Genomic DNA, 24,457 nt, shown 5'->3' with positions numbered 1-24,457 from the left:
TATGTCCTTTCTAGCCTTTCACGGCGCCTTGCGTGAGGCCGGAGATCAGGCGTTTCTGAACGATGAGGAAGAGCACGGTCGCGGGCAACGCGCCGACGATCCCACCCGCCGTCAGCAAGCCCCATTGCACCTCGTATTCGCCGATGAGTGTCTGCACGGCGACGGTGATCGTGCGCACGTCGCGTCCACCGAGGGTGAGGGCGTAGAGATACTCGTTCCAGGCGGTGATGAAGATGTAGATACCGGTGGCGATAATGCCGGGCAGGCACAGAGGTAGCACGACGCGGCGCAGCGCTTGCAGGCGGGTGCAGCCATCGGTCATTGCCGCCTCGTCGAGCGAGCGTGGGATACCGTTCATGTAGCTGACCATCATCCAGATCGAGAAGGGGATCGCGACGGTCGAATTGGCGATGATCAGCGCGAGGTGGGTGTCGAGCAGGTGCAGCCGGCGCATGAAGACGAAGAGTGGCAGAATCAGCAGCACCAGCGGGAACATGTTGATGAGCAGGAATTGCAGCATCAGGATCCGCTTGCCCCGGAAGTTGAAGCGCGAGAAGGCGTAGGCCGCCGTGATCGAGAGCGAGAGGCCCACGACGACGGTGCCCGCCGCCACGATGAAGCTGTCGAGAAGGTTCTTGCCGAAGCCCACCGTCTCGAAGAGGCGCGTGTAATTCTCGATCGTCGCGTTCCAGATCGAAGGGCCTTGCGTGAACAGTGTCGATTGCGGGCTGAGCGAAGTGATCAGCATCCACAGGTAGGGGCCGAGCGTGAAGGTGAGAACCGCCAGCATCGGCAGTTCGACGACCAGAAAGCGCTTGAGGCGGGAGCGTTTGCGCAGGCTCATGAGGACACCGCCTTTCCGGTCCGGCGCAGATAGAAGACCACGACGACCATCAGCATGGCTGTGAACAGGACCGCGACCGCCGAGCCGTAGCCGAAATCGAGGTTCGTGCGGGCCTTGATGAACGCGTAGAGCGGGAGCGTGTAGGTCGAGTAGCCGGGGCCGCCGCCGGTCATCACGAAGATCACGTCGAAGCTGTTGGCCACCCAGATCAGCCTGAGCAGGACCGCGGTCGCCATCACTCCAGAAATGCCGGGCAGGGTTATGTGCCAGAATTGGCGCCAGGTCGAAGCGCCGTCGATCGATGCCGCCTCGTAATAGCTGCGCGGGATCGATTGCAGCCCGGCGAGGATCATCACCGCGAAGAAAGGAAAGCCTTGCCATGTCAGCGTGACAATGATCGCGCCGAGGGCGGTCTTCGGGTCGGCAAGCCACGGGATCGCCTTCTGGATAAGACCGACCCGCAGCAGGAACTCGTTGGCGATGCCGTAATTGCTGTCGTAGATCCAGACCCACATTAGGGCGATCACGACAGAGGGCAGCGCCCAAGGGATGATCACCAATGCGCGGGCCAACGGGCGCCACGGAAACTCCTGGTTCAGAAGGAGGGCTGTGATCAGTCCCAACAGCAATTGCGCGGGGATCGTCGCTGCCATCCAGATCGCGGTGTGGCGCAGCGATATCCAGAAAACCTCATCGTTCAGCGCGGCCTTGAAATTCTTGAGCCCGACGAAGTCGAAGGCATTCGGTCGGAACAGCACGTAATCGTGCAGGCTCATCCATGCGGTTTGCAGCATCGGCAGGAAGACGATGGCCAAGGTTACCAGCACGGCTGGCGACAGCATCGCGTAGGGCAGCACGCGACGGCCCAGCCCACGCCGCGGCGGGGAGGTGGAAAGCTCTGGTCTTGTCATGTTCGAAGCCAATCAGGGCAGGTTTGGAAAAGGGCGCGCACGAAGGATGCGCGCGCGCCCCGGCTGCATCGGCGGGATCAGTCGCCGTTGTAGAGTTTGGCGATTTCTTCGTTCATCTGCTTGGGCGTGATCTCCCCGGTCAGAACCCTTTGCATCGCGGTGGGCCAGACGGTGTTCACGAAGTCCGAGGTTTGAGAAACGTTCGGATAGAGATGCGCGAAGGGTAGCGAGTCCACCGTGGCCTGAACGAAGCGTTTGGGCTGGAGCGTCCAGCTGTCCGCATCCGATTTCACGACTGGCAGCTGGCCGGTCGCCTCGTTGAACTTGGCGTTGTTTCCGGGGCTCGAGAGGAACGAGATCCACTTCCAGGCTGCCTCCTTGTCCTCTGCGCCTGAGAAGATTGCGGTGCTCTCGTCACCGAATGCCGTCCAGCGTCCACCGCCACATTCGGGCACCGGCACTGCCGAGACTTTGTCGCCCAGAGCCTCGACCATGCCATTGGCCGAGCCGATATGGTGGATCGTCATCGCGGTCTTGCCCGCCTTGAACGCACCGATGATCTCCGAGAAGCCGTCATTGGGAGCCGACGGCGGGAAGACGTGATCCTTGCGGAACAGGTCCTGCACGAACTGCGTGCCCGCGATGCCTGCATCCGAGGTCAGACCTTTGGTCAGGCTCACGCCCTCACGGCCGAGGGTGAAGCTCGCCCATTGGTCCTGGCCACCCTTGGCGCCGCGAAAGCCGAAGCCATAGACGTCGGGTGTTCCGTCGCCGTTGGTGTCGCGAGTGAGCTTCTTGGCGTCTTCCTCGAACTCCGCGCAGGTTTGCGGAGGGGTCAGGCCCAGCTCCTTGAACATGTCGGTGCGGTAGTAGAGGTAGAGGATCACGTATTGGATCGGCAGGTAATAATGCTCACCATCTGCCGCTTGCGTAAGTTTGAAGAGGTTCTCGTCGATCTGCGACTTGCCGGCCCACTTCGAGAGCTGATCGTCGATCGGTTCTAGCGCGCCCATCTCGATCAGGCGCGGTTGGGCAAACATCTTGACCATCGCCGCGTCGGGTGCATTGCCCCCGATAATTGCGGTGTAAAGCTGGTCGTAATAGCTGTTCCACGGCACGTTTTGAGCATCAATCTTGATGCCGGGGTTTTCCTTTTCGAATTTCGCGACCAAGCCGCTCATAGGGTTGTCGGCATTGTCGAAGTGATACCAGAAATGCACTGTGCTGTCGGCATGCGCGATCCCGGCCGCCATGGCCAGAATCGAGGCAAGTCCGAAGGTTTTGATCCGTTTCATCTTTCTCCTCCCTTGGGTTGACCGTTCTCCTCAGACGGTCTGTTGAAATACCTCGCCCACACGAGCGAAGGCCGCGCGGGCCTCGGGCAGGATGCTGCCCATCTGCATGAAGCCGTGAACGACGCCTTCGATGCGGTCATAAGGATCGTTGCGCCCCAACCCGTGAAGGCGCGCCGCGAGCTGGTCGCTGTCCGAGCATAACGGGTCGATCTCGGCGGCGTTCAGGTAGAGCGGTGGCAGGGCACGCAGAGCTGCATCATCCGCAGCCAACGGTGAGACCGTCGCCTCTGCGCGGTCTCCGGCGGGGCAATACCAATCCCAATAGCGTTGCATCTTGTCGCGTGTCAGGCCCGGCCCCGCGGCATAGGTGCGGTAGGAATCTGTCTTGAAATCCGCGCCGTAGACGCCGTAGAAAAGAAGTCCCATTTGCGGAAGATCGGTCTCAGCCGAGATCCTGCGCAGTATCAGCGCCAGCGCGAGGTTCGCACCGGCGCTGTCTCCCGCAATACTCCAATGCCGGGTCCTGTCTCGCACCTCCCAAGCCGCCTCGACGTCATCGAGCCCGGCCGGAAAGGGATTTTCCGGTGCCAGACGATAATCGAAAGTCAGCACCGGGCAGCCACAGGCAAGCGCGAGCCGGCGCGCTGCGCCTTCGTGGGTTAGCGCAGAACAAAACGCCCAGCCGCCCCCATGCACATGCAAGATCGCGTGGCGTCCGTCGTCGTTCGGCGGCGTCACCAGCCGCGCGGGCAGGTCACCTATCAGCACCGTGCGCGTCTCCATCGGAGGCAGGTCGGCGTTCCAGCGGGCGTTGGTCATTTCGGCGAGCGCGCGCCCGAGACGCGGCGCCATCAGAGTGGGATCGCCCAGACCGGCATCCTCTTGTGCGAGGCGTTCAAGCACCGGTTCCATCGAGGCGCTGAGGCGTGTCATGACTGCTCTCCGGCATCGCTCGCGCGCAGATCGGGGCCGAAATCCACAATCGTGGTGATGTGGTGATCAAGCAGCTGCCGCAGATGTTCTACGTCGCCTTGGGCAAGAGCTGCGATGATCGGAACATGCCGTTCGGCAGTTTCTTCCAGCGCACGATTGGGTTGCGAATTCAGAATCTTGTAGCGGTGGTTGTGGATCAGGCACCGGCTGAGGATGGGGGTGACGAGCGGCAGATCGGCCGCGGCAAAGAGCCGTGCGTGAAATCCGCGGTCATGGGTCGAAAGCCGGTATTCATCGCCGTCGCGCGCGGCGTTGCGCATCGCGTCCAGCCTTGCGCGCAACTCGCCAAGCAAGGCGGCGTCGGTGCGAGCCATCACCCGGTCGAGATGGCTGCATTCTATTCCGCGGCGGATCTCCAGAAGGGCGCGCGCGTCATCAGCAGCACAGGGGGCCACATGCGTCCCCCGGTTGGGCAGCCGGTTGACCAGCCCTTCTTCGTTCAGCCGCATCAACGCTTCGCGAATCGTGCCTTGGCTGCAGCCGAACCGTTGCGCGAGATCTAGTTCCGTCAACGCGCTTGAGGGCAGCAAGGTGCCCAATACGATTTCCTGCTGCAGAGCCTCGAAGACCTGGTGGCTGCGGCGGCCCGAGGGGCGGACTGTGCCGCCGGTCGATGTGAACGTATCAAAACTTTCCGCGGCCATTCGTCTTTCCCAATTTCGTGGCTTGCCTCGAATTATCAATATCGATAACATGACGATTATCGATAATGCAAGCGCATTTCGAACGGGAGGAGACAACGCGCCATGGCAGAGATTTCGTTACGCAAGATCGTCAAGGATTACGGGGCCGTGCGGGCCATGCACGGTGTGGATCTGGACGTCGCCGACGGAGAGTTCGTCGCATTTGTCGGCCCTTCGGGCTGCGGCAAGTCCACCTTGCTGAGAATGATCGCGGGGCTCGAAGAAATCTCCGATGGCGAGTTGTCGATCGGCGGTCGCGTGGTCAATGAGCTCGAGCCGCGTGATCGCGATGTGGCGATGGTGTTTCAGGATTACGCGCTCTATCCGCATATGACGATCCGCGCCAATATCGGTTTCGGCCTCAAGATGCGTGGTTTCAAGGCGGCTGAAATCAACGAGCGGGTCGAGCGCGCGGCGGGCATCTTGCAAATTGCCGATTTCCTCGATCGCAAACCCGGTCAACTTTCCGGTGGCCAGAGGCAGCGCGTCGCGATGGGTCGCGCCATCGTTCGCGAGCCCTCGGTCTTTCTGTTCGACGAGCCTTTGTCGAACCTCGATGCCAAGCTGCGGGTCGAGATGCGCACCCAGATCAAGCGACTCCACGCGATGCTGCGCACGACGATGATCTACGTTACCCATGATCAGACCGAGGCGATGACGCTTGCAGATCGCGTCGTGGTGCTGCGGGGAGGTCATATCGTGCAGCAGGGTGCTCCGATGGAGCTATATTCCAACCCTGAGACACGCTTCGTGGGAGAGTTCATCGGCTCGCCGCAAATGAACATCATGTCCGGAATCCTGGACCGGTCCGGAGATGTTCCGCAGCTGTGTCTGGGCGATCAGGCGATGCCGCTGGGCGTGGTCGCGGCAGCAGATGGGGCGCGCATCGATGTGGGCGTTCGCCCTGAGCATCTGACCCTGGCCGGGCAGGGGGCTGAGATGATCCGGGCTGTGCCCGAAGTGTTCGAGCCGCTCGGATCGGACCTGATGGCGATCTGCAGCTTCAGCGAACATGAACTTACAGCGCGCCTTGATCCTAATCTCCGCCTGACAGCGGGCACGCCGATCCCTCTGAGCTACGCGATGGAGAATTTGCATTACTTCGATGCTGAAACCGGGAAGAGGCTGGCGACTGTTTGAAGCTCCGATTTTCGTGTTGGTTGATTGCCGTGATCGGTTGGTAGCGCCTTGAGCTTTGCGGAATTGCCTTGCTCTGATCCATCGCGAAGAGATAGGAGCGGCCCCATAGATGGTATTGACAGATTGCTCTCCCGCTGTGCTGGGCTTCAGGTAAGATGACAGCAAGCGCGCTTAATCACCGCTCTGGAGCAAGGGGCGCCCAAGCTTAAGCTTCTTCGAGATTGCGGCACCAGCCAATAGCTGCCTCTATCTTCAATTCGATGGACGACCTAAGGCGGAAGTTCACGGATGCTATAATATCCCGACTTCAGCTCTGCCGAGGCGCGACCTCGAAAAGCTCTGTGTGATCATCCTGAATGCGGTCGATCTGATCGAGGATCCGCGACAGGTGATCGCGCATCGCCTGTGTCGCGCGGTCAAGGTCGCGGCTTTCGAGCGCGCTCAGAATCTTCACGTGATCGTCGAACGCATCGCGCGAGGCGAAGGACAGCGACAGCATCCGCACGCGATCCATGTGCCCCTTGTTCTCGGCGATCAATTCCCATGTGAAGCCGAGCCCGGCACGGGTGCAGATCTCGCGATGGAATTGATCGTCCAGCTCGTGGAATTTGGTCTTCTCACCCTTCTCCATCGCGGCACGCTGTTGCTCGATCAGATCGCGCAATGCCGCGAGATCCTCATCGGTCAATGCGGCGACCGCGACGCGCACGGTTTCGACCTCGAGCGCGTTGCGAATGAAACGCGCCTGCAGCACCGCGTCGCGTGAAATCAGCGAGACCGTCGTCGCACGCTGGGGACGAATCACGAGAAAGCCGAGTTTCGACAAACGGTAGAAAGCATCGCGCACCGGCTGGCGCGAAACGCCCATCTGCTTGGCGACCTCCACTTCCGAAAGCTTCGTCCCCGGCGGTAGGGACAACCCCAGAACCTGCTGACGCAAATGTTCGAAAACGACATCGGAGACAGACATGCGTGCGTTCTGATCAAGCTGGGTCAAAGGCAGGGGCGCGGGCATCGGAACTCCTCGTTGACGATCCGGGTATTCTAGCATATTAGTTTATTAGTTCGGTGTTAGTCCACCTAAGAAAATAGCCACAGGGGGAGCGATAGACCATGGCGCTGTTGAATAAAGATCGCCTGCTGCCAGCGGATCCGGGGGCTCGTGCCCTCGCACGCGATCTCTATGACACGGTCAGGGATGCTCCGATTATCTCGCCCCATGGCCATACCGACCCGCGCTGGTATGCGCAGAACGAGGCCTTTCCCGACCCTGCCCAGCTTTTCGTGACGCCCGATCACTATGTGTTCCGGATGCTGCACAGTCAGGGCGTGCCGCTGGAGGCGCTTGGTGTGCCGCGTGTGGATGGCGGGGAGACGGAAACCGATGGTCGCAAGATCTGGCGGCTGTTCGCGGAGTATTACCATCTGTTCCGCGCCACGCCGTCACGGATCTGGCTGGACCATGCGTTCGAGACGATCTTCGGGTTCACCGAGCGGCTCAGCGCCGACACCGCAGACATGTATTACGATCGCATCTCAGAGGCGCTTCAGCGACCGGAGATGCGCCCGCGCGCCTTGTTCGAGCAGTTCAATATCGAGGTGATCGCGACGACGGAAAGCCCGCTCGACGATCTGAAATGGCACCGGATGATCCGCGAAAGCGGGTGGGGCGGGCGTGTGATCACCGCCTATCGCCCCGATCCGGTGGTCGATCCCGATTTTGAAGGCTTCGCGCAGAACGTCGAGACGTTCTGCCAGCTTGGCGGGCAGTCGGGCACCTCTTTCTCGGCCTATCTGGACGCCCATCGCGACCGGCGCGCCTATTTCGCCTCTTTCGGGGCGACCTCGACCGACCACGGTCATCCGAGTGCCGCGACGCTCAATCTGGATCGCGCCGCGGCGGAGGCGCTCTATGACAAGGTGCTCGCGGGGAAAGCGGACGCGGCGGAACGCGAGGCGTTTCGCGCCCAGATGCTGACCGAGATGGCGAAGCTGTCCTGCGAGGACGGTCTGGTGATGCAGATCCATCCCGGTTCATCGCGCAATCATTCGGGCCCGATCCAGTCCCGCTTCGGTCGTGACAAGGGTTACGACATTCCGACGCGCACCGATTATGTCGCAGCCCTCAAGCCGCTTCTCGATGCGGTGGGGCAGGACCCCGAGCTGCGCGTCATTCTGTTCACGCTGGACGAGAGCACCTATGCGCGCGAGCTGTCGCCGCTTGCGGGGGTCTATCCCTGTCTGCGCCTCGGCCCGGCATGGTGGTTCCACGACAGTTTCGAGGGCATGTGGCGCTACCGCGAGATGACCACCGAAACCGCGGGCTTCTACAACACGGTCGGCTTCAACGACGACACCCGTGCCTATTTGTCGATCCCCGCGCGCCATGACGTCGCGCGCCGGGTCGATGCCGGATTCCTTGCCAACTTGGTCGCCACCGGGCGGCTGACGGAGGAGGAAGCTTCTGAGGTCATTCATGACCTCACACACAGGCTTGCGCGCCAAGCCTACAAGCTCTGATTGAGCACTTTCTGGGAGGAGAGAAGTAATGAAGAAGACACTGACACCTATCGCTGCGCTGCTGATTTCGGCCGCCTGCGTCACGACCGCGTCGGCCTGCGACATGACCCTGCGCTCGTCGGACACCCACCCCGACGGCTACCCGACCGTCGAGGCGGTGAAATCGATGGCCAAGGAGGTCGAGGCGAAGACCGATGGCCGGATCTGCATCGAGGTCTACCCGTCCGCGCAGCTGGGCGAGGAGAAGGATACGATCGAGCAGACCCAGCTGGGCGTGATCGACATGGTGCGCGCTTCGTTCGGCACGTTCAACGACATCGTTCCGGAAACGCAGCTGTTCTCGCTGCCTTACCTCTTCCGCTCGGTCGAGCATCAGCACCATGTTCTCGACGGCCCGATCGGCGCCGAAGTCGGTAAGGCGTTCGAAGCGCATGATCTGGTCCAGCTGGCCAATTACGACGCGGGCTCGCGCAGCTTCTACAATTCCGAGCATCCGATCAAATCGATCGACGACCTTCAGGGCATGAAGTTCCGTGTCATGCAGAACGACGTCTTCGTCGACATGATGCAGGCGATCGGCGCGAATGCTACGCCGATGCCCTATGGCGAGGTTTACTCCTCGATCCAGACCGGCGTCATCGACGGCGCGGAGAACAACTGGCCCTCCTATGACAGCTCGGGCCATTACGAGGTCGCGCCCTATTACACCCAGGACCAGCACCTCATGGTCCCGGAACTGGTGGCGATGTCGCTCACGACCTGGAACAAGCTGAGCCCCGAAGACCAGAAGGTCATCAAGGCAGCTGCGAAGAACTCGGAAACGCTCGAGCGTAAGCTCTGGGCCGAGCAGGAAAAGAAATCCGAGGACAAGGTCGAAGCGGCCGGCGTCAAGGTCGTGAAGGACATCGACAAGCAGCCCTTCATCGACGCGATGAAGCCGGTCTACGACAAATACGTGACCACGCCCGAAGCCAAGGATCTGGTGGCGCGCATTCAAGCGACGAAGTGATCTGATCCATCGCCCCCCGCCGATTGCGGCGGGGGCACACTCTTTTCGTGGAGATCCCACAGATGCGCAACGTTGTGGAAAAACTGGCCGTCTGGACGGGCTGGTTGGGCCGCGCTGCCCTATGGTTATCAGGGATAGGACTGGTCCTGATGACGGCTTTCGTCTTCGCCCAGGTCTTCTATCGCTACGTCCTCGGCTCAAGCCTTTTCTGGGCCGAGCCTGCGAGCGTGATCCTTATGGGCTGGTTCATCTTCCTCGGCGCGGCTGTCGGCATCCGGGAGGGCTACCACCTCAGCTTCGACGTATTGCTCTTCGTGCTGCCCGAAAAGGTGCGACTGACCTTCTTCTCGATTTCGGACCTCGTTGTCGCGGCCTTCGGCTTCGGGATGCTCAAATATGGCTGGCAACTGGCCGACAAGATGTCCGCCACGACGATCTCGGGGCTCGGCGTTTCCGGGGCCTTCCGCTTCGTGCCGGTCGCGGCGGGCGGAGCGCTGCTGATGATCTTCTGCGCCGAGCGCATCCTGCGCCGGCTCGCGGGTCTGTCTACGTCGCGGTTCGGCGACGATCACGATGCGGCAGAGCTTGAAGGCAATGCTGTAACTGGCGAAGGGAACTGAGCTGATGGAACTCTGGATCTTGTTCGGAACGTTCACCGTCCTGCTGCTGATCGGCACGCCGGTGGCCTTCTGCCTTGGCGTGGCCTCCTTTGCGACCGTGACCTATCTAGGGCTTCCCCCGGTGGTGGTGTTCCAGCGTCTGAATTCCGGCGTCTCGGTCTTTGCGCTGATGGCGATCCCGTTCTTCATCTATGCCGGGGACCTGATGGTGCGCGGCGATATCGCGCGGCGACTGGTCGCGTTGGCGGGCGCCTTGGTGGGACACATGCGCGGCGGGCTGGGGCAGGTGAACATCCTTGCCTCGGTGATGTTCGGCGGTGTCTCCGGCTCTGCGGCGGCGGATGCCTCGGCCGTGGGTGGCCTGATGGTGCCGCAGATGCGCGAACGCGGCTACGGCGCGGATTACGGCGTGAACATCACCGTCACGGCGGCGATCATCGCTCTGATGCTGCCGCCCAGCCATAACATGATCATCTATTCGATCTCGGCAGGCGGGAAGATCTCGATTGCCGATCTGTTCACCGCCGGGATCATTCCGGGTCTGGTGCTTGCGCTGTCGCTGATGACCGCCGCCTATTTCGTCGCCAAACGCCGCGGCTACCCGACCGAACCGTTTCCCGGTCGCAGGGCCCTCGGGCGGTTGTTCTGGAATGCGATGCCCGGCCTGATAATGATCCTGATCATCTTCGGCGGCGTGCGCTCGGGCATTTTCACCGCGTCTGAAAGCTCCAATATCGCGGTGGTCTACGCGCTGCTGGTGACCGTCTTCCTGTATCGCACGATGAAGCTGTCGGATTTCATCGAGGCGACCAAGGGCGCGGTGCGCACGACGGCGATGGTGCTGATGGTCATCGGCTGCGCGGCCTCCTTCGGCTGGTTGCTGGCCTATCTGCAAGTGCCCGCCAAGCTGATCCATCTGCTCGAGAACTTCTCGCATAATCCGATCGTCATCCTGCTGCTGATCAACCTGTTGCTGCTGGTTCTGGGCACATTCATGGACATGTCGCCGCTGATCGTGATCACCACGCCGATCTTCCTACCCGTGGCTCAGGCCTTCGGTGTCGATCCGGTGCAGTTCGGGGTGATCCTCGTGCTCAACCTCGGGATCGGTCTCTGCACGCCGCCGGTCGGTGCGGTGCTGTTCGTCGGCTGCGCAGTGGGCCGGGTGCCGATCACGACGGTGATGAAATCCATCTGGCCGTTCTATTTCGCCACCTTCGCCACGCTGATGCTGGTGACCTATATCCCCGCGCTTTCGCTCTGGCTGCCGTCAGTCTTCCACTGAGAGGAATTTCCCCATGAGCTATCCGATCGCCTATCCCGATGAGGGCATCGCCCGTCAGGTGCTGGCCGAAAACGAGCAGATGATGCTGGTCTCGGTTCGCTTCGAGACCGGGGCAGAGGGTGCGCTCCACTCTCATCCCCATGCGCAGATCACCTACTGCACCTCCGGGGAATTTCGATTTGTCCTGGACGGCGCGGAGCACGTGCTGCGCGCCGGGGACAGCCTGATGATACGGTCCGGCGCCGAACACGGCTGTGTCTGCGTCGAAGCGGGGGAGCTGCTCGACTGCTTCACCCCGCGCCGTGACGACTTTTTGTGAAAGGACATTCAATGCTCAGCGTAGAAACCCGCCACGCCATCCATCCTGATCACGCCCGCACCATGGGCACGCAAGAGTTGCGTGAGCACTTCCTGGGCACGGGGCTGTTCGCGCCCGGCGAGATCCGCTTGATCTACACGCATTACGACCGGTTCACCCTCGGAGGCGCGGTGCCGAATGGCGCGCCGCTTACGCTCGATGTGGTGGAGGAGACGCGGACCGCCACTTTCCTCGAGCGGCGCGAACTGGGCGTCGTCAATATCGGCGGCACGGGACGCGTATCGGCGGCTGGCGAGACGTGGGAAATGGGGCGCGGTGATGTCCTGTATCTCGGCATGGGCGCAGGCCCGGTGACCTTCGAGGGCGACGGCCGGTTCTATCTGGTTTCCGCCCCCGCGCATCGCACCTATCCGCATCACCTGATCAAGCTTGCCGAGGCGAACCGCGTCGAGCTGGGGGAGGCGGCGACCTCCAACAAGCGCGTCATCAACCAGTTCATCCATCCCACCGTGATGGAAAGCTGCCAACTGGTGCTGGGCTACACGCAACTGGTCGAAGGGTCGGTCTGGAACACGATGCCGGCGCATGTGCATGACCGCCGGATGGAAGCCTACCTCTACTGGGGCATGACGCCCGAGGCGCGCGTGCTGCACCTGATGGGCGAGCCGACCGAGACCCGCCACATGATGATCGCCAACGAAGAGGCCGTGATCTCGCCGCCTTGGTCGATCCACTCCGGGGCCGGGATCGGGGAATATACCTTCATCTGGGCGATGGCGGGCGACAATGTCGATTACACCGACATGGACTTCGTGCAGCCGGCGGACCTGAAATGAGCCCGTTTTCGCTAAAGAACCGCCGCGCCCTCGTCACCGGCGCGAATACCGGCATCGGTCAGGCGATCGCCGTGTCGCTGGCCGCGCAAGGCGCGCATGTGACCTGCGCGGGGCGGCGCGAATGCACCGAGACGCTGGAGATGATCGCGGATGCGGGCGGGCAGGGCGAGGCGCTGCTCCTCGACTTCGCGGACCCGATGGCCGCGCAGGATATTTTCACGGATGCGGGCTATTCGATCCTCGTGAATAATGCAGGCATCATCCGGCGCGAAGACAGTCTGGACTTCACCGAAGCCGATTGGGACGCGGTGATGGACGTGAACCTCAAGGCGTTGTTCTTCACCACGCAAGCCTTTGCCCGCGCCGCGCTGGAGAAGGGGAATACCCCGGCGGCAGTGGTCAATATCGCGTCGCTGCTATCCTTTCAGGGCGGCATCCGCGTGCCCTCCTACACCGCGTCCAAGCATGGCGTGGCGGGACTGACCAAGATCCTCGCCAATGAATGGGCGGCCAAAGGGATCAACGTGAACGCCATCGCACCCGGCTATATCGCGACCAACAACACCGAGGCCCTGCGTGCCGATCCGGAGCGCAGTGAGGCGATCCTTGCGCGCATCCCGGCGGGGCGCTGGGGCGATCCTTCCGATATCGGCGGCACGGCCGCTTTCCTGTGTTCCCCCGCCGCGCGCTACATCCACGGCGCGGTGCTGAATGTCGATGGAGGCTGGCTTGCCCGCTGAACGTCTCACCCGCGAGAGCGCGAAGCTCAAAACCGGTATCGTCCATCTCGGCCTTGGCGCGTTCTTCCGCGCCCATGGGGCGATCTATACCGCAGAAGCCGCAGCAAAGAGCGGCGGCGATTGGGGGATCACCGGCGTGTCGCTGCAATCCTCGCGGATGCGCGACGCGCTGGCGCCGCAGGATTTCGCCTATAGCGGGCTGGAGTTCGGCCCCGAGGGCGAAACGCCCGAGCGCATCGAGATCGTGAGCAACATTCTGGTGGCGCGCGAAGACCCGCAGGCGGTGCTCGACGTGATGGCCGATCCGGACGTGCGCATCGTGTCGCTCACGATCACCGAAAAGGGCTATTGCCATTCGCCCGCGACCGGCGCGCTCGACCCCGATCATCCCGATATCGTCCATGACATGGCCAACGACCTGCCCGTCTCTGCGCCTGGCTATCTGGTGCGCGCGCTGCAACTGCGCCGCACGCGCGGATTGCGTCCCTTCACCGCGATGAGTTGTGACAACCTGCCCGAAAACGGCCGGCTGCTGCGCGGCGTGGTGCTGGATCTTGCGCGTCGGATCGACCCGCAGCTGGCAGACTGGATCGCGGATGAGGGACGGTTCCCCTCGACCATGGTGGACCGCATCGTCCCCGCCACCAAGCCCGAGGACATCGTGCGGCTCGAAGAGCTCGCAGGCTGGCACGACGCGTTGCCGGTGATGCACGAGCCGTTTCGCCAATGGGTCATCGAGGATGACTTCGTCGATGGCGAACGTCCCGACTGGGGCGCAGTCGGAGTCGAGATGGTCCGCGATGTGACGCCGTTCGAGCATATGAAACTGCGGATGCTCAATGGCACGCACAGCTCACTGGCCTATCTCGGCTATCTGGCGGGGCATGAGACGATTTCCGACACGATGGACGACGAGGTGATGGCCGGGTTCGTGCGCCATCTGTGGCGCTCCGAAATCATTCCTTCGCTGACCCCGCCGCCCGGCGTGTCGCTTGAGGACTATGCCGACGCGCTCGCAGCGCGCTACGCCAATCCCGCGATCCGTCACCGGACATGGCAGATCGCGATGGATGGCAGCCAGAAACTGCCGCAGCGCATTCTGGCCACCGTCGCCGATACGTTGAAGGCCGGGCGGAGCTGCCCGGGCCTGATGCTCGCGATCGCGGCCTGGATGCGCTACGTCGGCGGCGTCGACGAGAGCGGGCAGCCGATCGAGGTGAAAGACCCGCTGGCCGCTGAGTTACGTGCGCTCTCCGACAGTGCCGCGGATGCCGAGGGCAAGGTTGCGGCGCTTCTGTCGTTGCGTTCTGTGTTTCCGCCCGAGCTCGCACAATCCCTGCAGGACCCGGTCACGGAGGCCTATCGCGCGCTCGTCGAAAAAGGCGCGCGCGCCGCGGTGCAGGAGGTTCTCCAATGATCGAGAGCTGGCGTTGGTATGGCCCCGAGCTGGACACGATTTCCCTGCCGCAGATCGCGCAGACGGGCGCATCCGGCATCGTTACCGCCTTGCACGAGATCGCCTATGGCGAGGTCTGGTCGCGCGAGGCTATCGCCGAGCGGCGCGCCCGGATCGAGGCGGCGGGGCTGCATTGGCACGTGGTCGAAAGCCTGCCGATCCATGAGCGGATCAAGCGCGGCGAAGGCGATCTGAGCGCTCTTTTCGCCAATTACCGCCAATCGATGGCCAATCTCGCCGCCGAGGGCATCACCACGATCTGCTACAATTTCATGCCGGTGCTGGATTGGACACGCACCGATCTGACCGCACCGCTTGAGACTGGCGGCAGCTGCCTGCGCTTCGAGGCATATCGCATGGCGGCGTTCGAAATTCACATGCTAGGGCGCGAGGAAGCTGAAGCCGATTATTCTCCGGAAGTGCGCGCTCGCGCCAAGACCTGGTTCGACGGCTCGACGCAGGACCAGCGTGACGCGCTGTTGCACGCGATCATGTCGGGGCTGCCGGGTGCCTATGACCGCTACGACATCGCCGGTCTGCGGACCCAGCTTGCGCTCTATGACGGCCTCGATCGCGACGAGATTCGGCGCAATTTCAAACGCTTCCTTGACGAGGTGATCCCCACGGCGGAGGAACTGGGGCTGCGGTTTTGCATGCATCCCGACGATCCGCCACGCGACATTCTGGGGCTGCCCCGCGTCGTCTCCAACGCCGAGGATATCGACTGGATCCTGCAGGCGCATGACAGCCCCGCGAACGGGCTGACGCTCTGCACTGGATCGCTCGGAGCGAACCCGGCCAACGATCTGCCCGCGATCGCCGAGCGCTTCGCGTCGCGTATCCATTTCGCGCATCTGCGCAACGTGCGCAAAGACCCCGATGGCAGTTTCGAGGAGGCCGCGCATCTGGGTGGAGATACCGATATGGTCGCGGTGGCCACCGCGCTCCTGACCGAGGAAACACGCCGGGCCTCCGAGGGGCGCGCGGACGCACAGATTCCGTTCCGGCCCGATCACGGTCATGTCCTGCTCGATGACGCCACGCGCGGTTCTTTCCCCGGCTACCCGCTGATCGGGCGGATGCGCGGGCTGGCCGAGATGCGCGGCGTGATCGCCGGATTGAGGGGGCGCCGCGATGGCTGAAGCGATTACACTGCATCCACGCGATACCGTAGCCGTTCTGGCCGCGCGCGCCGACGCGGGCAGCACCCCGCTTGGCATCGGTGAGCCGCTCGCACATCCGGTTTCCGCGGGACATAAGCTCGCGCGCGTAGCGATGGCCGAAGGCGATCCGGTGATCAAGTTCGGCCAGATCATCGGCCGGGCCAGCGCCCCGATCGCGGTGGGCGAACATGTTCACAGCCATAATGTCAGCTATTCGGACCATGACGAGACCCACCAGATCGGCGCCGATCTCGCCCGCGCCGAGGCCGCGATCCCAAAGGTCGCGCCGCGCAGTTTCATGGGCTACGCGCGGGACGATGGTCGGGTTGGCACGCGTAACTACATCGCACTCTGCGCCACGGTGAACTGCTCGGCCACGGTGATCAAATGCGCAGCCGCCGAGATCACGGCTGAGGGCGCGCTCGATCCTTATGACAACATCGATGGCGTCGTCGCCTTCGCCCATGGCACCGGCTGTGGCATGGCGGCGAGCGGGCGCGGGGCGGACAGCCTCGAGCGTGTCCTCTGGGGCCATGCGACCCACCCGAATGTCGGTGCGGCGATCTTCGTAGGTCTCGGCTGCGAGGTGATGCAGATCGCGCGCATGGAGGCGCATTTCGGGTCGACTGGGACCGAACGGTTCCACGCGCTGACCATTCAGGAGACCGGCGGCACCCGCGCCACGATCGAGGCGATCAAGGCGAAGCTGCGCGAGATTCTGCCGGAGGTGAACAAGACCAGCCGCCGCGCCTGCCCGGTCTCCGCGCTGCGCATCGGGCTGCAGTGTGGCGGCTCGGACGGGTTTTCCGCGATCACTGCGAATCCGGCGCTGGGCGTGGCCTCGGACCTGATCGTGGGGCAGGGCGGTGGCGTGATCCTCTCCGAGACCCCCGAGATCCATGGCGCCGAGGATCTCCTACTGCGCCGAACGACGTCCGAGGTTGCGGAGCAGCTCCTTGGCTGTCTCGACTGGTGGGAAGGCTATGCGGCACAGGGCGGCGGGTCGATGGACAACAACCCGAGCCCCGGCAACAAGCAGGGCGGGATCACCACGATCCTTGAGAAATCCCTCGGCGCGGTCGCGAAGGCCGGGGCGACGCCGCTGCGGGCCTTCTATGACTATGCCGAACAGGTCCGCACGCCGGGGCTGAGCTTCATGGACAGTCCCGGTTACGACCCGGTCTCGGCCACGGGCCAGATCGCGGCGGGCGCGCAGATCGTGGTATTCACGACCGGGCGCGGCTCAGCCTTCGGCTCGAAACCGGCACCGACGATCAAGCTCGCGACGTCTGACCGGCTGATGGAGGCGATGCCCGACGATATGGATATCGGCTGCGGCGACATCCTGAGCCAAGGCGTGTCGATTGCTGACAAGGGCGCGGAAGTCTTCGAGGCGATCCTGCGGGTCGCGTCGGGAGAGAAGACCAAATCGGAAGACCTCGGGCTGGGCGATAACGAATTCCAGCCGTGGCAAATCGGAGCGGTGATGTGACGAAGAAACCCGTGATCGCCTGCGTCGGGGAGGCGATGGTCGAGCTGTCTTTCGACCGTCCGGAACAGCAGCTCGGCTTTGCCGGCGATACGCTCAACACGGCGGTCTATCTCGCGCGCGCAAGCGGTAGCTCGGCGCAGGTCGAATTCGTCACCGTGCTGGGGAGCGATGCTGTCTCCGATCGCATGAGCGCCTTCATCGCCGCCCAAGGTGTGGGCTGCGCGCGCATCCGCCGCCACCCCGAGCGCCTGCCCGGAATCTACGCGATTGCGCTCGACGCAAAGGGAGAGCGCAGCTTTTCCTATTGGCGCGACCAATCCGCGGCGCGCTGCCTGTTCGAGGACGGGTTCGCGCAGCTTGAAGGCGTCGATCTGATCTATCTCAGCGCGATCACGCTGGCGATCCTGCCCCATCCTGTGCGCCTGTCGCTCTTGGCGCATCTGGAGGCACATCCCGCCCGGGTGGCCTTCGATTCCAACTACCGCCCGCGGCTGTGGGAAAATGCCGAGACCGCCCGCGCCGTGACCGAGGCGGCGTGGCGCATCGCCGATATTGCGCTGCCCTCGCTGGATGACGAGATGGCGCTGTTTGGAGACCCCGACGCGCAAGCGGTGCGCGCGCGGCTCAACGGCTGGGGCGCGCGCAAAGGCGCGTTGAAGATGGGCGCGGGAGGGGCGATGTCGCTCGATCCCACCGCCAAGCCGCTCGACCTGCCTGCCGCGCAAAAGGTGGTCGATACCACCGCGGCCGGCGACAGTTTCAACGGTGCATGGCTCGCCGCGCATTTTCGGGGCGCTTCAGACGAGGACTGCCTTGTTCAGGCTCATGCCTGCGCGCTCGAGGTGATCGCGCAGCCGGGGGCGATCATAGCTGCGTAGCTACCAAAGAGGGGGCTCGCCTTGCAGCATGAAACAATATCTCGATTCTATATATTCAATGCTTTGCGGGTGGTGCGGGGTGCTCGATGTCGTTAGTCGAGCAGGGTAGCTCCCGTCTTTTGCATGTTCGATAATATTCAGTCAGGCGACGGGATATCCTTGCTCGAGCACCCATAGGCGGTGACGATTGCCCGCTTGCATGAAGGGGGCGGGCATAGAGCTCAAGCGGCGAGATCGTGATGGAGGATATGCGCCTCTGTCTCGCTAAGCTTGGTGAGAGCGACGAAGACCGGATGATCCGTGGTGTGATGGATCTTCTGGTGCAAGCCGTGGAGACCGGCGTTGGTGCGCAGCAGCCGGTGCGCGATGAGGAGTTTGACGGCCCGGGAACGTGGTGATCCTGGCTGCTTTCCGCAAGATACCCTCGGCCCACCAAGGGGGCCCCCCTACAACCCGCATCGCTTATCTCGGGAGAAGCTCTCAAATAGATGCTTTGGGACGTTGGCGCGGTGCTCTATGCTCGTCCTCCTAGTGACCAAGCGAGCCCAAAATGCAGATGAACGGCAAACCCCAAGATCCAGCCCAGATCGCCGCCGTCGCGCTCAAAGCCTTTGCACGCATCGTCAAAATTTGGGGTCTCAGCGAGAAAGAGGCCGCCGGCCTCGCGGATATGGCCGAAAGTGATTGGACGCGTGCGAAGGCGCGTGATTTCGCGGGCGAGCTTACGCGGGACCAACTCCTGCGCCTGAGCGCGGTGGTGGGCATCTATGAGGCGCTCGAGCTCTATTTTTCAGAGCCGCTCGCGAGAAGCTGGTTCACGCAGCCGAATACGGGTCACTTGTTTGGTGGGCGCCGTCCGGTCGTGACAGCCATTGAGGGTGGGTTGCCGCAGATCCTCGCGATCCGGACCTACCTCGACGGCCTGTTGGAAGGCGCATGAGAACCCACAATTCTGGGCCATCGTCACGGCCTCGATCCAGGCCTGCCATGACTGGAGCAGGTTAATCCGTTCGCGCAGGGTTCGTGGGTCTAAGTTATTGAAGGCAAACGTTTTGTTGTCTCTGCGGTCGCAGGTTTTGCTCTGGGCGCAACAAATGCATTAAGTTCAAATACTTATAGCAATAAGGCGCATGAGGTCCTGAAGAGGGCATTTCCATCATCTCTGGAGGCGCTCGGGCCTGTTCCGCCGTTTTCGACGCCCTGTGGGTTGGTCTGTAACCGCTATGTTGGTCGATCTCAGGTGCGTAGCGGTTTCGTCGAAGAGTTCTGCCATCGATTTGGCAAAGCTGTGCTCATCCAGACGTTTACTGAGCAAGCGCCAGCGGAAACGGGCAGGAACTCTGCAAGTGCGTGGCAACCTGGTAAACCTTCTGAGGAGAGATACCCATCTCGCTCACGAAGGAGTTCTGAAGATCCGGCGGGACTTCGGAAAAGAACGAGAAGACGGGACCGATGGCGCGTTTTGCGGCATCGACATCCGAGATGCTCTGGGCGAGTTGATGAGCGGACAGGTTCGCACTGAATAGCCCCGTGTATCGTGGACGCTTTCTTTGCTAATTTTGAGGCAAGGAGGTCATGCCTCCACGCCCCCCAAATCGTCCGCCATCCGAGCCCCGTTCACGACAGGTTTGACCTCTCCGGATTTGGCGCGCTTGACGCATTCCCCTATCCCGGACTACCGTCTCACCATGAACACGCAAACCACAACGTTGGAGATTACCTGCTCGATATCGTGAGCGGCGCCCGAATTCGGGCAGCGATCGGTGTCGAGATTTCAGTCAGGTCATTCTCAAACGGTGGTGATAGCCATGGCGCAAAAGCGCGTTCCTGTTCTTTTTCAAAAACCCGTCTCAGCAAACGTTATTCGGTCCACTGTCACGAGTAAAATCAATGCCGCCTTCGTAAATCGGCGTGGTCGGTTGTTCCCGGAGGACAAGACTTACGATGAGTCCACGGATCTTTTCGACGATCTGTCTCGGGACGGGCGTGAGCGTATCAAGGCGGAAAATCAGCGGATCGGTCGCGCTGTCGAGCGTCTCGTCGATCAGAAGATGGCGTCAGGATTCCAGGTCGACAAAGGCACGAGCGAAGAGACGATCAGGAAGCTTAGATCCTTGCACGCGCGCGGGGCGCGACTTGCGGGGCCAGATACGCCGGACTTCGTTTATGAACTCGCGGCTGCCTTGCATGAGGAGGCGCCATGGCTTGCCCAGGTGTCGACTTCGATCATGAACCAGGGACTTGCGCATATTGCTGCTGGCGGCGTCCGGTTGCGTTTCGATCCGATGATCCTTGTCGGCCCGCCGGGGTGCGGGAAGACGCATTTCGCGCGGCTGGTTGCTGAATTTGCACGCGCGCCGCGAGAGATCATCGATGTGGGCGCGGGCGGGGCCGGGTTCCGGGTCAGCGGAATGGAGCAAGGATGGTCCACTGCCCGATCAGGCGTGCCGGTTGAACTGAGTCACGGAAACCGCGGTCGCGAACCCGGTGATCATTGTGGACGAGATCTGCAAAGTCGGTGGCACGATCAGCTCGGCATCTGTTGCTGCGACATCGTTGACGACGTCGCTTCTGCAGGTGCTCGAGCGGTCGAGCGCAGGGCACTTCGTTTGTCCGTTTTTGCGAACGCGTTTCGACCTGAGCCATTTGAACTGGATCCTGACCGCCAATTACGAGCACCAGATCCCCGAACCGCTTCTAGACCGGTGTCAGGTGTTTCGTGTCGATGCGAGCCGGCCGGAACACCTGGTGGCGTTCTTCAAGCGCGCGGCCGGAGGCGATGCCGAGCCGGAAGAGCTTGAACGCGTGGGCGCCTTCATCGAGGAGATGTGCGATGCCGGGCGACCGCCAAGCCTGCGGCAGATCGGGCGTCTTGCTAAAACGCTGCGCGCGACCGGGCGCGACTCGTTGATGTGATCGCTGCCATTTTCAGCGGCAAGCGGGGAGCAGAAAGAATGACTAAAGCTCTAATCGTGGCGGATCTTCACTTGGACATGTGGGCCGAAGCGGGTCGAGATGCCCTTGAGCGTCTCGATTTTAGCGACGTTGGGCTGATGATCATTGCCGGTGATCTTACGAACAAGCCGAAGGTGAGATGGAAGCAGGCGCTCGAAGTCATTGAGCGGCGCATCGATCTTGAGCGCGTGTATGTCGTGCCTGGAAACCACGACTACTACAATCACACGCTCGACGGTGATGATCGCCTCGAGCAGATCGCGTGCGACGCTGGGGCAAACTTCGCTCAAAGGCGAGAGATCATTCTCGGGAACAGGCGATACCTTTGCTGCACGCTCTGGACGGACTTCCAAGAGGGACAAGGAACTCTCGAGAGTCGTGATCTGGATGCCCGGGCGAAGATGAACGATTACCGCTACATCCGCGTGGCGTCAGCTGGATACCGCAAGGCTCGGCCGGCTGATACGATCGCGAAACACCGCGAGCATCTCTCATGGCTGCGTTCAAAGCTGGCGGAGCGTTTTGAGGGGGAAACCGCGGTGGTTACCCATCACGCGCCGATCGTCGATGTGCTCCCGGCTGGCCAGAAGCTCAGCTGGTGCTATGCGAGCGACCTGAAGGATCTCATCTTAGAATATCAGCCGGACGTATGGTTCTTCGGGCATACGCATCATAAAATGGAATTCATGGTCGGGAATACGCGGGTAGCGAACGTATCGGTTGGGTATCCATAAAAAGACCTGAATGACACAGAGAGAGGGGCAAAGCCGCGGATTCGAGCGTATCCCACTGCACGCAGGCGGTGAGTTCGGATTCGGGGTAGTGTGGAGTTCCTGGCAGCGGCCGTTTTCAATCTCGGCTTCGATCGCTTTCGATGCTCACGTTCACGTCGTAGACGGCCCTCGGTTCAGGAAAGTTGTAAGAATTGAACAGATCGATGTCTTCTTGTGTCACACCGGAAGGAGGCGTCAGGGTCACGCGCAAAATGAATGCCGCCAACGCGCTCGTAAGGCTCAGTGCGCTCAATGTGATGACGATGATGAGGTCCGTCGTCTCCATCCTGCTCTCCTCTGTCACTATCATGAAAACAGAGAGCTCCGTCCCAGTCAAATCACCAGCCCGGCCTTCGGCCTCCTTCCGTCCCTAGGCTCACGACCCATTGATCGGCTTGCGATGCCACTGGCGGCGTGATTCACGCTCTCCAATTATAGGAGGGTGCGGTGAGCAATCTTTTCTGGCTGAGCGACGAGCAGATGGCACGGGTCGAGCCGTTCTTTCTGAAGAGCCGTGGCCGCCCAAAGCGCGGGATCGATCATGACGAACAGGAAGCCCGTCACCCAGAAGGCCGGAATATTCTCCAGATCGTTTTGATCCATGCGCCGAGACCAATCAACATAATCGTTGATCTCAACTTGAGCTCGGGTGAGGGCGACGCCGTTGCCGGGAACAACTATTTTGGAGGCGCATGCTATCGACGTCTATGCTCGATGTCCGCGGCGACTGTCGTATGCCGGCGCGGATCGAAATTTTCGGGGTCGGATATTTGAGCCGTGTGGGTGTCGTGGGCATGCTCGCCGGTATCGCGGCGTGTTCTCGCGATATTTGTTTCGGATTTTTGAGCTATTTGTTGTTTCTTGAGCGACTTGGTTCTTTGTTTTTTAATGAGACAGGGATGAACGAGATTTTGGGGTGAGTTTGTTTTTGTTAATTTTTTTTGATTTTTTCCTCTCGTTTTTCGCATGATGGCTGAGCTGCCCGATGCATTCGGGATTCTTGCCCTTCGACGGGGGCGCCGGTCAGACTTACCAAGGCTCCGGGGTTTCGTCTTCTGACGGGGAAGTCGCGTCACTTGGCAGTCCACGCAGGATCGCCCTCGCGCGGGCCAGTGGATCCTCGATCCGGCGCGCCTCGATGGCCGCGATTTCGCGCTCCAGTCTCTCGAAAATCGGAGCATAAATTAGTCTTTCCAGCATCAGTTCGGCGACGTGCTGTCGGGCTTTCACGAGCCGCGCGAGAAGCTCTTCATCGGCCTTGGTGAACCCAGTTGCGCGATGAGATGTTCGCATATTTGGCGCAAAAGGACGGTGGGCCATGGCATGCATCTCCTGAGACCGCACAAGCAAGACTCGGCGGGGACGGGTGGGGCGATCCGGGGCGGATCTGGCGATGCATTCAGTTTAGGTGGCGGGGATGAAAAAACGGGTTTTCGATTATTTGGAGGCAGAGAAAATTTCGCCGGCGCGAGTTTCACTGTAGCCACGCATACGAACCTGACGACGAAGGCGCGGTTACGGGATCTCGAAGAAGCTGGCTTCGGAATTGCGGAATTGCTCTTCGTCGACACACCGAAGAGCTGGCCACAGAGCGGCTTTCAGATCGTCGCGGCCCATTTGAAGAAAGGCTATAGAGGGCATTGGAGGGTCGCCCAACTCGGCACCGAGGCCCAAAGCGCTTAGCGTCGCCTGCGATGTGTTTCGTGCCGGTCTTGCTTCAAGCGCTTTCAGATCTCGTCCAGCTCGTCCAGAGATCCCATATCTTGAGTTGTGCCCCCACGGGCCTCGCGCCATGGACGAATGTCATAGACGTCGCGTCCCTCCTGAAGCTCGATCGATATGCCGCGCTCCAAAAGCCAAGCTGTCGCATATTTCAACAGCCGGGATCTACGTTCGCGGTCGCCCTCGACGCCATGGAGATGGAGTTGGGCCAATCCAGGCTCGCCATAATGGGCGAGGGCCGAGACGAAGAGATCGAGGTCCGGATTGCGCGCTCGGAGCAATCTCTCCAACTCGCCGAGGAGTCTTGGGCGTTGAGTTCTCGCTCGAGCCAGTTCCTGATCGATAGGCATAACAGCCTCAAAGGCTCAGGAATTTGACGGATTTCGGCTCGCGGTTCTTTACGAAGCCGATCTTGTCGGCTCGGACTTTCTTGAACACGAAATTCTGACGCTGCAACTCGACAGGATCGACCTCGCCCTTAGCCAGACGTTCTTCATCCTTCGCGCGGCTCCGCGCCTTTTCTTCTTGCCGTTTCCTGTAAAGATCTTCCATCGGCGGTCCTCCGTAGAAATCAATTATAGCCTGAAAGCGTAGGCTTTGTCTCGTTTGATCAGGGAAGCTGACTGCGCTCGTTTGAGCTGCGCGACGGCGCGCTCCTTGTAAGCAGCTATAGCAGTTCTCGCGGACGTGCCGATACGGCAGGTGACCTGCCCTCGGTGCTGCGGCGGAATTTGGCAAGGATCGGCCGTCCTGCGCTGCCTCCTGAAGGTGCTTCTGGTAAAGCGATAACCGTGGTCCCGTTTGACTTTGATTACCCTCCTCG

At 61.6% G+C, this 24,457-nt stretch carries 27 protein-coding genes; 17 read left to right on the top strand and 10 right to left on the bottom strand.

Going from position 1 to position 24,457, the window contains the following annotated elements; translation table 11 throughout:
* Window positions 1-10: 10 nt before the first annotated feature.
* The 5 genes from B6V73_RS16430 to B6V73_RS16410 form a co-directional block, all read right to left on the bottom strand.
* A complete protein-coding gene (locus B6V73_RS16430) occupies window positions 11-844 on the bottom strand; it encodes a carbohydrate ABC transporter permease (RefSeq protein ID WP_088725797.1) in 834 nt (277 codons plus the stop codon).
* Window positions 841-1,755 carry a sugar ABC transporter permease gene (locus B6V73_RS16425; protein WP_088725796.1) on the bottom strand — a complete coding sequence of 305 codons (915 nt, stop codon included), beginning with the start codon at window positions 1,753-1,755 and terminating at the stop codon, window positions 841-843. The genes B6V73_RS16430 and B6V73_RS16425 overlap by 4 nt, the downstream gene beginning before the upstream one ends.
* Before the next feature lie 77 nt (window positions 1,756-1,832).
* Window positions 1,833-3,050: a sugar ABC transporter substrate-binding protein gene (locus tag B6V73_RS16420; protein WP_088725795.1), complete on the bottom strand. Its 1,218-nt coding sequence runs from the start codon at window positions 3,048-3,050 to the stop codon at window positions 1,833-1,835.
* Between the two features lie 30 nt (window positions 3,051-3,080).
* Window positions 3,081-3,983, bottom strand: a complete 903-nt coding sequence (locus B6V73_RS16415; RefSeq protein WP_088725794.1) for an alpha/beta hydrolase — start codon at window positions 3,981-3,983, stop codon at window positions 3,081-3,083.
* Entirely contained in the window at window positions 3,980-4,687 is a 708-nt protein-coding gene (locus B6V73_RS16410) for a GntR family transcriptional regulator (protein WP_088725793.1), read from the bottom strand. The genes B6V73_RS16415 and B6V73_RS16410 overlap by 4 nt, the downstream gene beginning before the upstream one ends.
* Before the next feature lie 102 nt (window positions 4,688-4,789).
* Here B6V73_RS16410 and ugpC point away from each other — a divergent pair, with 102 nt between their 5' ends.
* Window positions 4,790-5,866 carry a sn-glycerol-3-phosphate ABC transporter ATP-binding protein UgpC gene (ugpC, locus tag B6V73_RS16405; protein WP_088725792.1) on the top strand — a complete coding sequence of 359 codons (1,077 nt, stop codon included), beginning with the start codon at window positions 4,790-4,792 and terminating at the stop codon, window positions 5,864-5,866.
* Window positions 5,867-6,173: 307 nt separating this feature from the next.
* Here ugpC and B6V73_RS16400 read toward each other — a convergent pair whose 3' ends face one another.
* Window positions 6,174-6,836 carry a GntR family transcriptional regulator gene (locus B6V73_RS16400; protein ID WP_240504163.1) on the bottom strand — a complete coding sequence of 221 codons (663 nt, stop codon included), beginning with the start codon at window positions 6,834-6,836 and terminating at the stop codon, window positions 6,174-6,176.
* Window positions 6,837-6,979: 143 nt separating this feature from the next.
* On the opposite strand from B6V73_RS16400, the gene uxaC reads away from it, so the two are divergent.
* The 15 genes from uxaC to B6V73_RS16330 all read left to right on the top strand — a co-directional run bounded on the left by uxaC (window position 6,980) and on the right by B6V73_RS16330 (window position 21,873).
* Window positions 6,980-8,386, top strand: coding sequence for a glucuronate isomerase (gene uxaC, locus B6V73_RS16395; RefSeq protein ID WP_088725790.1), 1,407 nt, complete (start codon window positions 6,980-6,982; stop codon window positions 8,384-8,386).
* A gap of 28 nt (window positions 8,387-8,414) precedes the next feature.
* Window positions 8,415-9,395, top strand: coding sequence for a TRAP transporter substrate-binding protein (locus B6V73_RS16390; RefSeq protein ID WP_088722143.1), 981 nt, complete (start codon window positions 8,415-8,417; stop codon window positions 9,393-9,395).
* Window positions 9,396-9,544: 149 nt separating this feature from the next.
* Window positions 9,545-10,015: a TRAP transporter small permease gene (locus B6V73_RS16385; protein WP_240504162.1), complete on the top strand. Its 471-nt coding sequence runs from the start codon at window positions 9,545-9,547 to the stop codon at window positions 10,013-10,015.
* A gap of 4 nt (window positions 10,016-10,019) precedes the next feature.
* Window positions 10,020-11,300, top strand: coding sequence for a TRAP transporter large permease (locus B6V73_RS16380; RefSeq protein WP_088725788.1), 1,281 nt, complete (start codon window positions 10,020-10,022; stop codon window positions 11,298-11,300).
* Between the two features lie 13 nt (window positions 11,301-11,313).
* Window positions 11,314-11,619 (top strand): cupin domain-containing protein, encoded by a 306-nt coding sequence (locus B6V73_RS16375; RefSeq protein ID WP_088725787.1) that lies wholly within the window; start codon window positions 11,314-11,316, stop codon window positions 11,617-11,619.
* 11 nt (window positions 11,620-11,630) lie between these two features.
* On the top strand, window positions 11,631-12,455 hold the full coding sequence (gene kduI, locus B6V73_RS16370) for a 5-dehydro-4-deoxy-D-glucuronate isomerase (RefSeq protein WP_088725786.1): 825 nt from the start codon (window positions 11,631-11,633) through the stop codon (window positions 12,453-12,455).
* Window positions 12,452-13,195, top strand: coding sequence for a 2-dehydro-3-deoxy-D-gluconate 5-dehydrogenase KduD (gene kduD / locus B6V73_RS16365; protein WP_088725785.1), 744 nt, complete (start codon window positions 12,452-12,454; stop codon window positions 13,193-13,195). Before kduI ends, kduD begins: the two co-directional genes overlap by 4 nt.
* Window positions 13,173-14,612: a mannitol dehydrogenase family protein gene (locus B6V73_RS16360; protein ID WP_088725866.1), complete on the top strand. Its 1,440-nt coding sequence runs from the start codon at window positions 13,173-13,175 to the stop codon at window positions 14,610-14,612. Before kduD ends, B6V73_RS16360 begins: the two co-directional genes overlap by 23 nt.
* Window positions 14,609-15,793: a mannonate dehydratase gene (gene uxuA / locus B6V73_RS16355; RefSeq protein WP_088725784.1), complete on the top strand. Its 1,185-nt coding sequence runs from the start codon at window positions 14,609-14,611 to the stop codon at window positions 15,791-15,793. The genes B6V73_RS16360 and uxuA overlap by 4 nt, the downstream gene beginning before the upstream one ends.
* Window positions 15,786-17,306 (top strand): altronate dehydratase family protein, encoded by a 1,521-nt coding sequence (locus B6V73_RS16350; protein WP_088725783.1) that lies wholly within the window; start codon window positions 15,786-15,788, stop codon window positions 17,304-17,306. The genes uxuA and B6V73_RS16350 overlap by 8 nt, the downstream gene beginning before the upstream one ends.
* Window positions 17,303-18,184, top strand: a complete 882-nt coding sequence (locus B6V73_RS16345; protein WP_240504161.1) for a sugar kinase — start codon at window positions 17,303-17,305, stop codon at window positions 18,182-18,184. Before B6V73_RS16350 ends, B6V73_RS16345 begins: the two co-directional genes overlap by 4 nt.
* A 239-nt stretch (window positions 18,185-18,423) precedes the next feature.
* Window positions 18,424-18,582 (top strand): hypothetical protein, encoded by a 159-nt coding sequence (locus B6V73_RS20845; RefSeq protein ID WP_168174917.1) that lies wholly within the window; start codon window positions 18,424-18,426, stop codon window positions 18,580-18,582.
* A 152-nt stretch (window positions 18,583-18,734) separates the two neighbouring features.
* Window positions 18,735-19,124: an antitoxin Xre-like helix-turn-helix domain-containing protein gene (locus tag B6V73_RS16340; protein WP_088725782.1), complete on the top strand. Its 390-nt coding sequence runs from the start codon at window positions 18,735-18,737 to the stop codon at window positions 19,122-19,124.
* 1,547 nt (window positions 19,125-20,671) lie between these two features.
* The gene (locus tag B6V73_RS21165; RefSeq protein ID WP_088725781.1) at window positions 20,672-21,100 is read left to right on the top strand and encodes a hypothetical protein; all 429 of its coding nucleotides are present in this window, start codon (window positions 20,672-20,674) and stop codon (window positions 21,098-21,100) included.
* Window positions 21,101-21,138: 38 nt separating this feature from the next.
* On the top strand, window positions 21,139-21,873 hold the full coding sequence (locus B6V73_RS16330; protein WP_088725780.1) for a metallophosphoesterase: 735 nt from the start codon (window positions 21,139-21,141) through the stop codon (window positions 21,871-21,873).
* Between the two features lie 115 nt (window positions 21,874-21,988).
* On the opposite strand, the gene B6V73_RS16325 is transcribed toward B6V73_RS16330, so the two are convergent.
* Complete coding sequence (locus B6V73_RS16325) at window positions 21,989-22,198, bottom strand: hypothetical protein (protein WP_143597922.1); 210 nt, start codon at window positions 22,196-22,198, stop codon at window positions 21,989-21,991.
* A gap of 161 nt (window positions 22,199-22,359) precedes the next feature.
* Here B6V73_RS16325 and B6V73_RS20530 point away from each other — a divergent pair, with 161 nt between their 5' ends.
* Window positions 22,360-22,686, top strand: a complete 327-nt coding sequence (locus B6V73_RS20530; RefSeq protein ID WP_143597921.1) for a hypothetical protein — start codon at window positions 22,360-22,362, stop codon at window positions 22,684-22,686.
* Between the two features lie 255 nt (window positions 22,687-22,941).
* Here the strand turns inward: B6V73_RS20530 and B6V73_RS16315 are convergent, their stop codons facing one another.
* From B6V73_RS16315 to B6V73_RS16305, 3 genes are all read right to left on the bottom strand, one after another.
* Window positions 22,942-23,232, bottom strand: coding sequence for a hypothetical protein (locus tag B6V73_RS16315; RefSeq protein ID WP_088725777.1), 291 nt, complete (start codon window positions 23,230-23,232; stop codon window positions 22,942-22,944).
* Window positions 23,233-23,639: 407 nt separating this feature from the next.
* A complete protein-coding gene (locus B6V73_RS20525) occupies window positions 23,640-23,984 on the bottom strand; it encodes a hypothetical protein (protein ID WP_143597920.1) in 345 nt (114 codons plus the stop codon).
* A gap of 7 nt (window positions 23,985-23,991) precedes the next feature.
* Window positions 23,992-24,186, bottom strand: a complete 195-nt coding sequence (locus B6V73_RS16305) for a hypothetical protein (RefSeq protein WP_088722125.1) — start codon at window positions 24,184-24,186, stop codon at window positions 23,992-23,994.
* Window positions 24,187-24,457 lie beyond the last annotated feature (271 nt).

Source organism: Thioclava sp. JM3, from assembly GCF_002213185.1.
In the GTDB taxonomy this organism is placed as follows: Bacteria; Pseudomonadota; Alphaproteobacteria; order Rhodobacterales; family Rhodobacteraceae; genus Thioclava; species Thioclava nitratireducens.
The sequence above is the reverse complement of the archived record's forward strand: the minus strand, read 5'-3'. Positions and strand labels throughout refer to the sequence as shown.